Annotated in this window: 12 protein-coding genes; 5 read left to right on the top strand and 7 right to left on the bottom strand. The window is 60.7% G+C overall.

The genetic code is table 11. The features are described 5' to 3' along the window. Positions 1–28: 28 nt before the first annotated feature. Positions 29–1,507, top strand: coding sequence for a mannitol dehydrogenase (locus C1896_10165; protein ID AZZ45235.1), 1,479 nt, complete (start codon positions 29–31; stop codon positions 1,505–1,507). A gap of 10 nt (positions 1,508–1,517) precedes the next feature. Beyond that, entirely contained in the window at positions 1,518–3,041 is a 1,524-nt protein-coding gene (gene xylB, locus C1896_10160) for a xylulokinase (GenBank protein AZZ45234.1), read from the top strand. Between the two features lie 316 nt (positions 3,042–3,357). Here the strand turns inward: xylB and C1896_10155 are convergent, their stop codons facing one another. After that, a complete protein-coding gene (locus tag C1896_10155; GenBank protein ID AZZ45233.1) occupies positions 3,358–4,584 on the bottom strand; it encodes an acyl-CoA dehydrogenase in 1,227 nt (408 codons plus the stop codon). Positions 4,585–4,730: 146 nt separating this feature from the next. Between C1896_10155 and C1896_10150 the strand changes: the two genes are divergently transcribed. Continuing rightward, the gene (locus tag C1896_10150) at positions 4,731–5,645 is read left to right on the top strand and encodes a LysR family transcriptional regulator (GenBank protein AZZ45232.1); all 915 of its coding nucleotides are present in this window, start codon (positions 4,731–4,733) and stop codon (positions 5,643–5,645) included. Between the two features lie 54 nt (positions 5,646–5,699). On the opposite strand, the gene C1896_10145 is transcribed toward C1896_10150, so the two are convergent. The 4 genes from C1896_10145 to C1896_10130 form a co-directional block, all read right to left on the bottom strand. Next, positions 5,700–6,719: a LacI family transcriptional regulator gene (locus tag C1896_10145; GenBank protein ID AZZ45231.1), complete on the bottom strand. Its 1,020-nt coding sequence runs from the start codon at positions 6,717–6,719 to the stop codon at positions 5,700–5,702. Between the two features lie 114 nt (positions 6,720–6,833). Continuing rightward, complete coding sequence (locus tag C1896_10140; protein AZZ45230.1) at positions 6,834–7,850, bottom strand: TRAP transporter substrate-binding protein; 1,017 nt, start codon at positions 7,848–7,850, stop codon at positions 6,834–6,836. 56 nt (positions 7,851–7,906) lie between these two features. Next, positions 7,907–9,184, bottom strand: coding sequence for an L-dehydroascorbate transporter large permease subunit (locus tag C1896_10135; protein ID AZZ45229.1), 1,278 nt, complete (start codon positions 9,182–9,184; stop codon positions 7,907–7,909). 43 nt (positions 9,185–9,227) lie between these two features. Further along, positions 9,228–10,379, bottom strand: coding sequence for a gluconokinase (locus C1896_10130; protein ID AZZ47612.1), 1,152 nt, complete (start codon positions 10,377–10,379; stop codon positions 9,228–9,230). Positions 10,380–10,620: 241 nt separating this feature from the next. Between C1896_10130 and C1896_10125 the strand changes: the two genes are divergently transcribed. Beyond that, positions 10,621–10,899 (top strand): peptidylprolyl isomerase, encoded by a 279-nt coding sequence (locus C1896_10125; protein ID AZZ45228.1) that lies wholly within the window; start codon positions 10,621–10,623, stop codon positions 10,897–10,899. Between the two features lie 3 nt (positions 10,900–10,902). On the opposite strand, the gene C1896_10120 is transcribed toward C1896_10125, so the two are convergent. Further along, positions 10,903–12,030, bottom strand: coding sequence for a cell division protein ZapE (locus tag C1896_10120; protein ID AZZ45227.1), 1,128 nt, complete (start codon positions 12,028–12,030; stop codon positions 10,903–10,905). Between the two features lie 145 nt (positions 12,031–12,175). Here C1896_10120 and C1896_10115 point away from each other — a divergent pair, with 145 nt between their 5' ends. Next, a complete protein-coding gene (locus C1896_10115; protein ID AZZ45226.1) occupies positions 12,176–14,164 on the top strand; it encodes a Tat pathway signal protein in 1,989 nt (662 codons plus the stop codon). A gap of 32 nt (positions 14,165–14,196) precedes the next feature. Here the strand turns inward: C1896_10115 and C1896_10110 are convergent, their stop codons facing one another. Continuing rightward, positions 14,197–15,255: an AI-2E family transporter gene (locus C1896_10110; GenBank protein AZZ45225.1), complete on the bottom strand. Its 1,059-nt coding sequence runs from the start codon at positions 15,253–15,255 to the stop codon at positions 14,197–14,199. Positions 15,256–15,312: the final 57 nt, after the last annotated feature.

The raw sequence follows: 15,312 nt of genomic DNA, 5'->3' as shown, positions 1-15,312 counted from the left end.
TCCATTCTCATGCCCAGCGAGGCCTGACATGAAGTTGAAAGAACAGAATCTGCCGCAACTTCCAGCGCACATTGCCCAGCCGACCTATGCGTTGAAAGAGGTTACGGCCGGCATCGCCCACATTGGCGTGGGTGGTTTTCATCGTGCTCACCAGGCGGCCTACACCGATGCGCTGATGAACACCGGTGAAGGGCTCGAGTGGGGCATCTGCGGGATCGGCACGCGTATCGATGAGCTGTCCATGCGCGATGCCCTCGCCTCGCAGGACTATCTCTACACGTTGGTCGAGCTCGACGACCGACCCGATACCGAAGTCCGCGTGATTGGCTGCATTCGCGACATGCTGCTGGTCGGGGTGGATGGCTCAGAAGCCGTCGTTGCCCGACTGGCCGACCCGGCGATTCGCATCGTCTCGCTGACCATCACCGAAGGCGGCTATTGCCTGGACGATAGCACCGGCCAGTTCAACGCCACGCTGCCGCACATCAAGCACGACCTGGAAAACCCGCGCACCCCGATCAGCGTTTTCGGCCTGCTTTGCGCAGCACTTGCCAGGCGCCGCGGCGAAGGTCACGGCCCTTTCACGATCATGTCCTGCGATAACCTGCCGCACAACGGCGACGTCACCCGCAAGGCCACACTGGCCTTCGCCAATCTGGTTGATGCGGACTTGGCTAGCTGGATCGTCCATAACGTCAGCTTCCCCAATGCCATGGTCGACCGCATTACGCCGATGACCAGCGCCGCGCACCGCAAGGATCTGCGACAGAAACACGGTATCGATGACGCCTGGCCCGTGGTCTGCGAGCCCTTCGTCCAATGGGTGCTGGAAGACACGTTCGTCGCCGGGCGGCCAGCCTGGGAAAAGGTCGGTGTGCAGTTCACTGATGACGTCTCGCCCTATGAAGAGATGAAGATCAAACTGCTCAACGGCAGCCACCTTGCCCTGACCTACCTGGGCTTTCTGCGCGGCTACCGCTTCGTTCACGAAACCATGGCCGATCCGCTGTTCGTCGACTACATCCGCCAATATATGGACGAAGATGTGACGCCGCAGTTGGCGCCTGTGCCGGGCATTGATCTGACGCAGTACAAGCAGACGCTGATCGACCGCTTCTCCAATTGCGCCATCGCCGATCAGCTGGAGCGCGTCTGCTCCGACGGCTCGTCGAAGTTTCCCAAGTTCAGCGTACCAACGATCAACCGCCTGATCGCAGACAGTGCCCAGCTTGAACGGGCTGCACTGGTTGTGGCGGCGTGGGCGCTGTATTTGCGCGGCGTCGATGAAAACGGCGACACCTACCGGATTCCAGACCCGCGCGCGGAGTTCTGCCAGTCGCTGGTTGAGGAAGACGAAGGTCTCACCGAACGGTTACTTGGCCGGGAGGAGATCTTTGGTGCTCAGATCCCTCGCTCGCCCGCGTTTCGCGACGCCTTCGAGCGCAACCTACTCCGGTTGAAGACACTCGGTGTCAGCGGCACGCTCGAACTGCTGTTGACCCGCTGACGGAGGCCCCATGTTCTTAGGTATCGATTGCGGCACCCAGGGAACTAAGGCACTGCTGCTCGACGCCGCCAGCGGTCGAGTACTGGGCCAGGGCTCGGCCAGTCATGTGCTCATCAGTGGCCCAAACGGTCGTCGCGAACAGGGTACCGAGCAATGGACCTCTGCCTTCGCGACCGCCACTGCAGCAGCGCTGACCGAGGCGGGGGTGGACGGCAGCGCCGTGCTGGGCATCGGTGTTTCCGGACAGCAGCATGGCCTTGTGACGCTCGATGCAGACGGTCAGGTGTTGCGCCCGGCCAAGCTCTGGTGCGACACGGAGTCTGCCAAGGAGAACCAGCGGCTCCTCGATTGGCTGGGCGGCGAACAGGGCTCGCTGCAACGCCTCGGGGTCGTCATCGCCCCTGGCTACACAGTGTCCAAACTCTTGTGGATGAAGGAGCAGCATGCCGAACTGTTCGAACGCATCGCCCATATCCTGCTGCCCCACGACTACCTCAACTACTGGCTGACCGGACGCTGTACCAGCGAATACGGCGACGCGTCAGGGACGGGTTATTTCAATGTCCGCTGCCGGCAATGGGATTACACCATTCTGCGCCAGATCGATCCAACGGGCCGGCTCGAAGCCGCACTGCCCGAGCTGATCGAGCCCTACCAGCCGGCCGGGCGAATACACCCTGAACTGGCCGCCCAGCTGGGCCTGAATCCTCAGGCGCTCGTGGCCAGCGGCGGCGGCGACAACATGATGGGCGCTATAGGCACCGGCAATATCAGCCCAGGCGCGATCACCATGAGCCTCGGCACCTCCGGCACCTTGTACGCATTCGCAGAAGAACCCCGGATCAGCCCGCAGCCCTCAGTCGCCACCTTCTGCTCGTCCAGCGGCGGCTGGTTGCCACTGATCTGCACCATGAACCTGACCAACGCGAACGGCGCCATTCGCGATCTGCTCCAGCTGGACCTCGATCAATTCAATGTTCTGGTGGCGCAGGCGCCGATTGGAGCCGAAGGCGTCACCCTGCTGCCATTCCTGAATGGCGAGCGCGTGCCTGCCCTGCCCCAGGCCACAGCCAGCCTGCACGGCCTGACTGCAGACAACCTGACTCGGGCCAATCTCTGTCGTGCCGTGGTCGAGGGCGTAACCTTTGGCCTGCGCTATGGGTTGGATCTGTTGCGGGAAAGCGGGATTCGCAGCGAACGCATCCAACTTATTGGCGGCGGCGCGCAGAGTCCGCAGTGGCGGCAGATGGTTGCCGACATGATGGCGACACCGGTGGTCTGTACCACCCATAGCGAGGCCGCCGCGCTCGGCGGTGCAATTCAGGCTGCATGGTGCCATGCGAGACAGAGCGATTCGCATGCCAGCCTCGCAGCCCTTTGCGAGCGCTGCGTCAGTATTGACGAGGCATCCGCGGTCGAGCCTGAACCCAGCGCAGTTCAGAGCTATGAACGGGCCTACCGGCGGTATCGAGGACTGGTTAGCAGCACCTACGGTCAGAACACACCGCCGGGTCTGACGACGGTTGCGCCGTGATGAATTGAGCGTGGTAATTACCTTGAGAAGCGAAGCTCGTAGGTCCGGGGCTGACGTCTGCGATTTTTCGCCCCCTGATCGCGAGCAAGCTCGCTCCTACAAAAGCGACTCAGTTGTTCACCTGTAGGAGCCAGCTTGCTGGCGATCCGAGCCGTCTGCTGCTGGGCCGAATGTGCTCGCGAACCAACGCCACCGCACCGCAGGTGCCGGCAGACGCAAGCTAACTCTCCATATCCCGCTTGTAGCGCAAAAACAAACACAAAAAAGGCAGAGCCATGTTCTACGGCTCTGCCTTCTTGGTAACGCCAGCTAACCGTCAGCGGCTACGCAACATTTCCCGCGGGAAGTACTTACCCAGTTCATGCTTGGCGATCGAAGCGCGGTGTACCTCGTCCGGGCCGTCCGCCAGACGCAGGGTGCGCTGCATGGCCCACCAGTGGGCCAGCGGGAAGTCTTCGGACACACCGGCACCACCATGAATCTGAATAGCGCGGTCGATCACCTTCAGCGCAACGTTTGGCGCCACAACCTTGATCTGCGCAATTTCGCTCGCCGCGATCTTGTTGCCCACCGTGTCCATCATGTACGCGGCATTGAGCGTCAGCAGGCGCGCCATGTTGATCTCGATGCGGCACTCAGCGATGTGGTCGAGGTTGGCACCCAGGCGCGCCAGCGGCTTGCCGAACGCCGTGCGGTTCACCGAGCGCTCGCACATCAGCTTCAATGCGCGCTCGGCTACGCCGACGGAGCGCATGCAGTGGTGAATACGGCCCGGGCCGAGGCGGCCCTGAGCAATCTCGAAGCCACGGCCCTCACCCAGCAGCACGTTCTCGTATGGCACGCGAACGTTTTCCAGCAGCACTTCAGCGTGGCCGTGCGGGGCATCGTCGTAGCCGAACACCGGCAGCGGACGCAGCACTTTCAGACCCGGCGCATCCATCGGTACGAGGATCATCGAGTGCTGCTGGTGGCGCGGCGCGTCCGGGTTGGTAAGGCCCATGAAGATCATGACCTTGCAGCGCGGATCGCAGGCACCGGAGGTCCACCACTTGCGGCCGTTGATGACCCATTCGTCACCCTCGCGAACAGCGCGGGCTTCCATGTTCGTGGCGTCGGACGAAGCTACGCCTGGCTCGGTCATGCCGAAGGCGGAACGGATCTCGCCGCGCAGCAACGGCTCCAGCCACTGCTTCTTATGCGCTTCGCTGCCGTAGCGAACCAGCACCTCCATGTTGCCGGTGTCCGGCGCCGAGCAGTTGAACGCCTCCGGGCCAAGGCCCGAGCTGCCCATGATTTCTGCCAGCGGCGCATATTCGGTGTTGGTCAGGCCGGCGCCCAGCTCGGAATCTGGCAGAAACAGGTTCCATAGGCCCTCGGCTTTAGCCTTGGCCTTAAGCTCCTCGACGATAGCGGTCGGCTGCCAGCGGTCACCCTCTGCAACCTGCTGATAGAAGACCTTTTCGGCGGGATAGACGTGAGCATCCATGAACGCTTGCACGCGCTCTCTCAGCTCTTGAACCTTCGGGGAGTAGGCGAAATCCATGGGCGACAACCTTCTGGCAGGTAATGTTTTGTAGTTTTGAATGCTAGAGGAGGCCTGGTGATTTATCTAAGCTATTTTCCTCGTGTATAAACATTCATCACCGATATATGATCGGCGAATTCCGATACACGCCGGAGAGCACAACAATGAACCTGAACAAGGTCGATCTGAATCTTTTCATCGTCTTCGATGCCATTTACACCGAAGCGAACCTGACCCGCGCCGGGCAGATCGTCGGCATCACCCAGCCAGCCGTTTCGAACGCCCTGGCCCGCCTGCGGGAAACCTTCAACGACCCGCTATTTGTGCGCACCGCGCAAGGCATGGTGCCGACGCCGATGGCGCAGAACATCATCGGCCCTGTGCGCAACGCGCTGCAGTTGCTGCGCGTCTCGGTGCAGGAAAGCCGCACCTTCAACCCGCTGCAGGCAAACAAGACCTTTCGAATCAGCATGACCGACCTAACCGAGGCCGTGGTGCTGCCGCCGCTGTTCCAGCGCCTGCGTCGACTGGCGCCAAACGTGAAAATCGAAAGCATGCTCGCCAAGCGCCGCGAAACCACGAAGGAATTGGCGGCCGGACGCCTGGATTTCGCCATGGACGCGCCGTTGAATACCGATCCGCAGGTGCGCCACGTCAAGCTGCTGGAGGACCGCTACGTCTGTGCCATGCGCCGCGGACATCCACTGGCTAAGGACAAGCTCAGCGTCGAGGAATACCTGTCGTTGTCGCACATCCATATTTCCAGCCGTCGCAGCGGGCTCGGCATGGTTGACCTGGCACTCGGCAAGATGGGCCAACAGCGCAAAATCGCCTTGCGCTCGCAGCACTACATGATGGCCACCCAGGTGATTCAACAGACCGATATGGCGGTGACCGTTCCCGAGCGTTTCGCCCGGCGTCATGACCTGTATCAGGTGCCACTGCCGGTGGATATCCCACCGTTGGAAACACACATCTACTGGCACGAGAGCACCGATCAGGACCCGGCCAACCGCTGGATGCGCGAACAAATGATTGAGATCGCTCAGCAGGTTACGGCGGCGCAGCAGGCCGACTGATTTGCCCGCTTAAATGCCAGATCGGACGGCACGTGCAATGCGTGCCGGTTTGACTCATGCGCTTTCGCGCATCACCACTTCAAAACCTACATCGATACGCCGCTGCGGTGGCGACTCGCCGCGCATCAGGCTCAACAGCATTTGCCCAGCCAGCTTGCCAATCTCGCCGCGGATGGTGCGGACCGTGGTCAGCGCCGGGTGCATCCAGGCCGCGGCCGGCAAGTCGTTGAACCCGGCAACCGCCAGCCGCTCCGGCACGGCCAAGTTCAGCTGGCGAGCACGAAACAGTGCGCCCAACGCCAAGTCATCGTTGTTGAAGAAAATCGCATCGATTTCTGGATGCTGCGCCAGTAACCGATCGAGCAACTCGGCGCCCAGCCCGATGGATGAAACCTGCGGTGTGAGCACCTCAAGTGCGGCATCGTAACGCGAGGCCGCGCGCATGACCTGCCGATAACCTTCGGCACGTTGCAAGGTTCGGGGGTCAAGTTGCGCGGCCGCAAACGCGATGTTGCGATAGCCGCGTTCGAGCAGCTTGCGGGTCATGGCCGCACCGGCTTCCAACTGCGAAAAACCGACGCAGTACTCTTCCTCGCCATCGCTCAGCTCCATCAAGGTCACGATCGGGCTGGTGTAGCTGCCAAGCACTTCGCGCGCGGCATCGCTGCGCTCGAAGCCGGTGACCAGCAGCCCCGCCGGTTGATGCGCGAGGTAGGCACGCAACAGGCGTTCGTCTTCTTCGGGATGGTAATGGCTGACGCCGATCATCAGCTCGTAGCCCGCCGGCATTAGCACACGCTGAATGGCTTCAACGGTGTCGACAAATACTGCGTTCGACAATGAAGGAATGATCACCGCGACAAGATTCGAACGTGCGCTCGCCAGGTTTCGCGCAGCCGTGTGCGGGACGTAACCCAAGGTTTTGACCGCTGCCATCACCCGCTCGCGCAAGGCGTCCGACACCCGTTCGGGTTGCGACAGCGCACGCGAGGCGGACATCAGCGAACAACCGGCAGTGCGAGCCACATCGGATAATGTGGCCCGCTCCAGCGAACGGCGACGGCGAGAGCTCATAGCGGGATCCAGCAGCGAGGGGGCGGAGATTCTATACGGGAAGGCGCCCCGAAGCAGGCCATGCGAACGCTATTGCTCGCTGGGTTTTACATGGCCTGCATGGGGCGCGTCCGATTACTTCGGGGCTTTCTCGACCGCTGCCTGTACTTCGTTGAACAACGGCTCGCCAACCGTATCGATGACGGTCTGGATGGCCGGTTTAGCCTGTTCCCGCATGCGCTGGATCTCTTCCGGGCTGACCTTGTTCACCTCCATACCCTGCTCCTTGATCTTGGCCAGGGCCTCGCGGGCTTCGGCGCGAGTGTCCTCACGTTCGAAATCACGAGCCGTCTGCGCCGCCTTCATGATGATGTCCTGCTCAGTTTTCGACAGGCCATCCCACCAGCGCTTGGATGCCGTGACGATCCATGGGCTGTACACGTGATTGGTCACGCTCAGGTACTTCTGTACCTCGTAGAACTTGGACGAGAGGATGGTGTTATAGGGATTTTCCTGACCGTCGACTGCCTTGGTTTCCAGTGCCGTGAACAGCTCGGAGAACGGCAGCGGGACAGCGTTGGCGCCCATCAGCTTGAAGGTATCGATGAACACGGGGTTTGGCATCACGCGCAGCTTGATGCCGTCGAAGTCTTCCAGCTTCTCGACAGGACGCACGTTGTTGGTCAGGTTACGGAAGCCGTTTTCCCAATACGCCAAGCCAACGAGGCCCTTTTCTTCCAGCGCATCCATGACCTTCTGACCGACCGGGCCATCCAGCACGTGGTCGGCCTGCTTCTCGCTCTCGAACAGGAACGGCGTGTCCCAGACCGCCATTTCTTCGGCAACACCGACCAGGGTGGCCGTCGAGCCGACCATCATTTCCTGCGCGCCGCCCATCAGCGCGTTCTGCATCTGATCATCGGACCCCAGGCTGGCAGAACCGAAAGTGCGAACCTTGAGCTTGCCATCAGATGCCTTGGCGATCTCCTCGGCCAGCAGCTTCGCGGCGCGCCCCTGATTGCTGTCTTCGTTGAGCCCGTAGCCGAAGCGAATCATCCGTGGCCGGATATCGTCGGCGGCCTGAGCGGTCACTGCGGTGATAGCGCTGCTAAGCGTAGTGGCGGCCAGGGCCGCGATGAGAAATCGTTTCATGTTCACTTACCTTTTGTTGTTGTGGATGAAGGGTTGAAGCTCGAGCCTCGTGTCCGTCACCGCAGCCATTCCAACGGCACGGTGATGATCGACGGCACTGCTATCAGCAGAACAACGATGGCCAGATAGATGAGGAAGAACGGGATGACACCGCGCACCAGCGTTTCCATGCGCAGCCGCCCTATTCCGCCGACAACGTTGAGTACCGTGCCAACGGGCGGCGTGATCAGCCCGATCGAGCCGATCAGCACGAACATCACGCCGAAGTACACCGGGTTGATCCCGGCCTTCACTGCAATCGGCGCCAACACCGGCCCGAGAATCAGGATGGTCGGGGTCAGGTCGAGCACCATGCCGATCGCGATCATCAACACCATGATGGCGACCATCAGCAGCTTGGGATCTTCGGCCAATGGGCCGAGCATCGAAGCGATCTCGTCCGGCAACTGGGCCAGCGTAATCATGTAGGCGGAGACGATTGCCGCTGCGCAAAGGAACATGACCGACGCCGTGGTGCGGCTGGCGCGGGTCAACACCTCAATCACACCGTTCCAGCTCAGTTCGCGGTACAGCAGCGTCGACACCAGCAATGCATAGACAGCAGCCACCACAGCCGCCTCGGTCGGCGTGAACAGACCGAAACGCAAGCCGCCCACGATGATCACCGGCAGCATCAGCGCAGCCGCGCCATCGACCAGTGCCTTACGGCGTTCAGCTCCGCTGGCTTTTTCCTGTGGGGGTTCATCGATCCGGCGGGCGATCATCGTCCAGGCCACCACCAGTCCTACTCCCATGATCAGGCCCGGCACCATACCGGCAAGGAACAGCTGGCTGATGGAGGTATTGGTGACAACGCCGTAGATCACGAACGGCATCGACGGCGGGATGATCGGCGCGATGATGCCGCCGGCGGCCACCAAGCCCGAAGACGAGCTCAGCGGGTAACCGCGCTCACGCATCATTGGGAGCAACAGTGTTGCCAGCGCGGCGGTATCCGCCAGGGCCGAGCCGGACATGCTTGCCAGCAGGACCGACGCCGCAATGGCCACGTAGCCAAGGCCACCGCGCTTATGGCCGAAGTAGGCCTGCGCCATGTTGATGATCCGGCGCGAGATGCCGCCCGCATTCATCAGTTCGCCAGCCAGGATGAAGAATGGCACTGCCAATAGCGGGAAGCTGTCGGCACCAGCCTGAAGGTTCTGCGCCAGCAGCTGCACATCCCAGAAATCCAGGTACCACATCAGCACCGCGCCGGTAAGAATCAGCGCGAAGGCAATCGGCATACCGAAGGCCATGAAGCCAAACAATGACGATAAGAAGACGACGACAGTCATGTACGGACCTCGGGTGGGCGCATGCCCTTGTTGTTATCGGGGATCAATCGGCCGTTACGTTGGCTTCGGCGATGGGTAACGGCGGCTGTCGGCGCCAGACATTCACCAGCTGGATCAGCGCAAGGACGGCGAGAGCGACCATGCTGGCCGCAACCGGAACCATGGCCACGGCCAGCGGATACCCCACCACCGGGCTGTTGATGGTCCAGCCGAACTGCATCTGATTCCATCCGCCCATTGCGGCCAACGCACTGGCCACTGCGACCATGATCCAGCTGACCGAGTCCACCAAGCGGCGGAGCAGATGGGGAAACCGGTCACGAATCATGCTGAACGCCATCAGCTCGCCTCGGCGCATGCTCGAAGCCACACCGACGAACACCAGCCAGACGAAGGCCAGCCTCGAGAGCTCTTCTGCGCCCGTCCAACCAGTACCGAAGGCATAGCGCAAGACCACACTGCTGAACACCACGATGACCATGAAGGCCAGCAGCGCTGCCATCAGCCAGTCAGTGATCCGGTCGAAACCTTGAGCGAACTTGCCGCCGTAGATCGGCTGAGTAGTCAGCTCGGCGCCCTTGGGCTCGACGTCCTGACTATCCACCATCTTGGCAGGCTCGCTACTGCGCTGACTGCCGTGCGCGCCGCCGCGCTTGTTAGCGCTATCAAGCGGAGCCGCGGAAAGGTCTTCCTTGGCATTAATAGCCAAGCCGCTGTCCTGATTCATCCAGCGGGTGATCTCGTTCAGAACCTGCTCTCGCGGCTGGCTGGCATCGACCACAAGCACGTGGGGCTCGCCTGCCGGCGACTCGAGCGTCGCGAACTGGCTGTCCACCAGCGAAATCGGCATGAAATGACCGGCCCGCCCACCAACGCGCTGGATAGCCGTGTCGTAATCGATGGAAAGATGCGCAAAGCACAGGCCAGGCACGGCGTCGCGCAACAGGTCGCGGTAACGGCGCTTCAGGGCAGAACAGGCGAGAACGAAGCCAACGTCGTCGTCGATGGCACGCTGCATTTCGATGACGAGCCTTTGCAGCCACTCGACCCGGTCGGCATCCGACAAAGGCGTGCCGGCACGCATGCGCGCAACGTTTTCTTCGGGATGGAAATGATCGGCTTCGATGTGTCGAAAGCCCAGTGCATCAGCCACGGCATGGCTGGTTTCGGTCTTGCCCGAACCACTGACGCCCATGACCACCAATGCGCGGCGATTTGCGGGAAATTCGCTGTGGGAGTGGTAATCCACTGTCGGTCTCCGGCGGCATCGTTGTGCCACATTATGTTTGTGGACCGGATGGTAGCGCTAACATATAGCAACCATAAACACCGTTCGTCGGGTTTGTTTGCAGACCAAAGGTCGATCCCATTCGATTCCCGCTTCGGTTTCCCGGGCTGGATGACTACAATCGCCGCCGCATCCGAGGAGATTCACAATGCCCAAAGCCATGGCCCGCCACATCCTGGTCAAGACCGAAGCTGAAGCCGCGCAGCTGAAAAAGCGCATCGCCAACGGCGAAGCCTTCGATGTGCTAGCAAGGAAGTTTTCGACCTGCCCGTCGGGCAAGAAAGGCGGTGATCTAGGCGAAGTTCGACCGGGGCAAATGGTGCGCAGCATCGATCAGGTGATTTTCAAAAAGCCGCTGCGTGAAGTGCATGGTCCAATCAAAAGCCAGTTCGGTTATCACCTCGTGCAGGTGTTCTACCGCGACTGAGGCTCAATCGGCCCTACCGAAACGCTGCAACTGCATCTCGCGCAATCGGCTCAGCGTGCGGCGAAAGGCAAACGACAGATAGCCCTCGGTGTAAAGCTCGTCCATGGCAACCCGGGCTTCGAGATACAGCGGCACCCCCCGGTCATAGCATTCATCCACCAGAGCGATGAATCGCCGGACACTATCATCGTGAGCAGCCAACTTAGGTAGCTCACGATCCCCCGCTGCCACCCGCGCCGCACCATCCTCGGTTCCACGAGCGATGCGTCCTTCACGCTGTTCACTGCCCAAACGCGGCACGTCGCCAATCAGGATCGACTGGTAGCGATCGCATAGCTCGATGAAATCCAACGCCGAGAATGGCTGTGCGCACAGGTCTGCAAAGCGACACCAGAGTACGGAGTCGCTGCTGCACACAACTTGAAGCGGCCGGCGTCCGATGAGGACCGGCTCGGTCGTAGTGGTCGCCCCGCCGTTCAACCTGTCGAAGACCGAACGTAGCACCCCGTCTTCGTGGGGATCACGCACCCAGTAACGCTGCTCGCCCACACCTGGACGCAAGCGATGATCAGCACCACCGTCCACGTTTACTACATGCATGTGGCGCTCGATTGCATCGATGGCAGGCAGGAAGCGCTCGCGGTTGAAACCGTCAGCATAAAGCTGATGAGGTGGCTGGTTGGACGTCGCAACGATGACCACGCCCTGTTCGAACATCACCTGAAACAGGCGGCCCAGGATAATCGCATCGCCGATATCCGCCACGAACAGCTCGTCGAAACACAGCACCCGCACGTCTTCGCTCAGCTCCGTCGCTAACGCCTGTAGCGGATCTGACGTGCCGTTGAGCTGAAACAGACGAATGTGTACCCAGCGCATGAAGTGGTGAAAATGCTGACGCCTCGCCGGCACTTTGAGGCTGCGATGGAACATGTCCATCAGCCAGGTCTTGCCGCGCCCGACCGGTCCCCACAGATAGACACCGCAGCGCAATTCACGGGCCACGTTGCCATGCAGCGTCTCGTAGCAGTGCTGCAGCCGTTCCACCGTGCGCAGCTGAGCTGCATCACTGACGTAGCCCTCACGGGCGATGGCTTGCCGATACATGGCAAGCGGAGCGCTGGTGTTCATTTAAGCGGCCGTTCCGAAACAGGGCTGTGATGGTACCGCAGAGATAAAACACGTACCGCTCGTCGACCGCGAAAACCTGTGTCATAAAGCTGTCGCACGCCGCACATAACGTCACAGTCCCGTCGATTACCTATGGAGCTGCACCGTGACTGACGATAGTCAAAACATACTGTTCGGCAACGGCGATGAACTGCCAAGTAACCATTCCGCCAACCCTCACATCCAGGATGTCATCAACCAAGGCCGTCGCAAGGTCGTGGCGAGCGGAGCAGCGTTCGGTGCGCTTGCCTTTCTGGGCGGCCTGCCTTCGATAGCAGGAGCAGCCGAGCCGGCCAAGATCGGCAGTGGTCAGCCCTTCCAGCTGCGTAATCGCCTCCCCTTTGGTGCAGTGCCGGTAACCCGCGCCGACACCATCACCGTGCCCGCCGGTTTTTCCGCCAAGACGTTCATTCCGTGGGGCACGCCAATCTGCGGTAGCTACCCCGCTTTTCTGGAAGACGCCAGCAACAGTGCAGAAGACCAGGCTCAGCAGACCGGCATGCATCACGACGGCATGCATTTCTTCCCGATGGACGCGCGCTTCAAGGGCCGTAAAAGTGATCACGGTCTGCTCGTACTGAATCATGAGTACATTGATGCCCCGCTGCTGCATCCCAACGGCCCAACGGTGGTCAATGGCAAACGCGTGGATGCCGATGAAGTGCGCAAGGAGATCAACGCGCACGGTGTTTCGGTCGTCGAGGTACGCCGTGGCCCTCAGGGAGAATGGTCGGTACTGCCATCCGCACGCAACCGCCGCATAACCGGCGCGACGCCGATGCATATCGAAGGTCCGGCTCGTGGCCATGAGCTGATGCAAACCCGCTACAGCCCAAGCGGTACGTCGACCCGCGGTACGCTGAACAACTGCTCGAATGGCTACACGCCATGGGGCACCTACCTAACGTGCGAAGAAAACTGGGCGGGCTATTTCGCAGTGCGCGACGCTGAATTGCCTCGCCACCTGGAGCGCTACGGCCTTCGTTCGAGCGGGCGTTACGGCTGGGAGACGGTTCGCGGCGACGAATTCGAGCGTTTCGATGCGACCGCGACAGCCGCAGACGCGCGAGCCGACTATCGTAACGAACCGAATACGTTTGGCTGGATTGTCGAAATCGATCCCTTCGACCCGGATTCCACTCCGGTCAAGCACACTGCCCTGGGCCGCTTTGGTCACGAAGGCTTGGTGTTTGCACCTACCAAACCGGGCTGGCCGCTCGTCTGCTACTCCGGCGACGATTCGCAGAACGAATACATCTACAAGTACATCAGTCGCGACAAGTACCGCCCGCAGCGCAGCGACGGCCGGCTACTCGACGATGGCACGCTGTACGTCGCGCGCTTCAACCCGGACGGCAGCGGCGACTGGCTGGCGTTGGATATCGAAGACGCGGCCTTCCAGCAGGCTTGCGCTGCAGCAAACGTCAGCTTTGCTGATCAGGGCGAGGTACTGATCAATACTCGTCTGGCAGCGGACGTCGTTGGCGCGACCAAAATGGACCGCCCTGAGTGGGGCGCCGTTCATCCCGACACCGGTGAGGTGTATTTCACGCTCACCAACAACAGCTCGCGGGAGGAAGCCGACGCAGCCAACCCTCGCGCGCCGAACCCCACCGGACACATCATTCGTTGGCGTGAGCTTGGCAAGAATCAGATTGGCACGCAGTTCCAGTGGGATCTGTATTTGCTCGCTGGGCCACAGAGTGACAGCCGAGATCCGCGCGGTCGGCCACTGACTGACGAAAACATCATGGCGAGCCCGGACGGGCTTTGGTTCGACGAGGAAGGACGACTCTGGATCCAGACCGACATGAGCGGAAGTCAGCTCAGAAGCGGCCCCTTCGGCAACAACCAGATGCTGATATCGGACCCGAAGAGCGGCGAGACCAAGCGCTTCCTGGTCGGACCCCTGGGAGCCGAAGTGACCGGTATCACCGCGACTCCGGACTTCCGCACGCTGTTTGTGAACATCCAGCACCCAGGGGAAGGATCAACGCCAACGGAATACACCAGCACCTGGCCCGACGGCCCTGGCCGCAGACCGCGTTCGGCGACGGTGATCATCACGCGTGACTATGGCGGGCGTATTCTCTAGCCCAAGAGCGGCGTCCGGCTCCGCCCGGACGCCTACTCGGGTGTAGGTTTAGCGTCAGGGGTGATGAACAAGGCCCACGACGACATGAACAAGGCAGCAATCAGCGGCCCGATGACGAAGCCATTCAGGCCAAACAGGGCGAGACCGCCCAACGTCGAGATTAGCACCAGATAGTCAGGCATCTTGGTGTCCTTACCCACCAGGACCGGCCTGAGGAAATTGTCTACCAGTCCAATCACCAGAATCCCGTAGAGCGTCAGGATCACGCTCTGGATGACCATGCCCTGTACCAGAAAGTAGATCGCAACCGGCGTCCAGATCAGGCCGGCACCGATAGCTGGCAGCAAGGATAGAAACGCCATCAGCACGCCCCAGAGCAACGATGCCGGTATCCCAAGAATCGCAAAGATCACCCCGCCGAGAAATCCCTGAGTAGCTGCCACCACGATGTTGCCTTTGACAGTGGCGCGAACCACTCGGGTGAACTTGCTGAACAGCCTGCGTTTCTGGTTATCGCTTAGCGGCAGCGCGCGGCGGATTTTCAGAACCAGCTCGCGCCCGTCCCGGATGAAGAAGAACAGCAAATACAGCATCACAAAAAAGCTGACGAGGAACTGGAAGGTGCCCTGTCCGAAACTGAACGCCTTGGTCGCGAGGTACTGGCTGCCCTGCAACGCGCCACTGGCAAGGCGTTCACGCATCTGATCCAGATTGCCAAAACCGAAGCGTTGCAGCTGCTGCTGCAGCGAGTCCGGCAGCAGGTCCTTCATCCCACCCACGAACTGGCCGACGTCAAGCTCACCACTTTCCATCTGTTGGTAGAGTGACGAACCTTCCTGGACCAGAAGACCGGTAATTAGAATCACCGGCAGCACTGCAACGATCAGGCAAACCAATAAGGTAATGATCGCTGTCAGGTTTCGCCGGTACCCCATATGGCGTTGCAAGCGGCGTTGCAGCGGCGAAAAGATGATTGCCAGAATGACGGCCCAAAATACCGCCCCGTAGAACGGATAAAGTATCCAGCCAAAGGCAATGCTCACGACGAGCAACAGAGCAAGAAAGACTTTCTGCTCAAGGGTTGATTTCACGGATGCATCCTATCGCTGCGGTTGTATCCGTTAGTCAGCGATTGTTGTCAGGAGTGC

It is taken from the genome of Pseudomonadaceae bacterium SI-3, assembly GCA_004010935.1.
Lineage (GTDB): Bacteria > Pseudomonadota > Gammaproteobacteria > Pseudomonadales > Pseudomonadaceae > Stutzerimonas.
The sequence above is the reverse complement of the archived record's forward strand: the minus strand, read 5'-3'. Positions and strand labels throughout refer to the sequence as shown.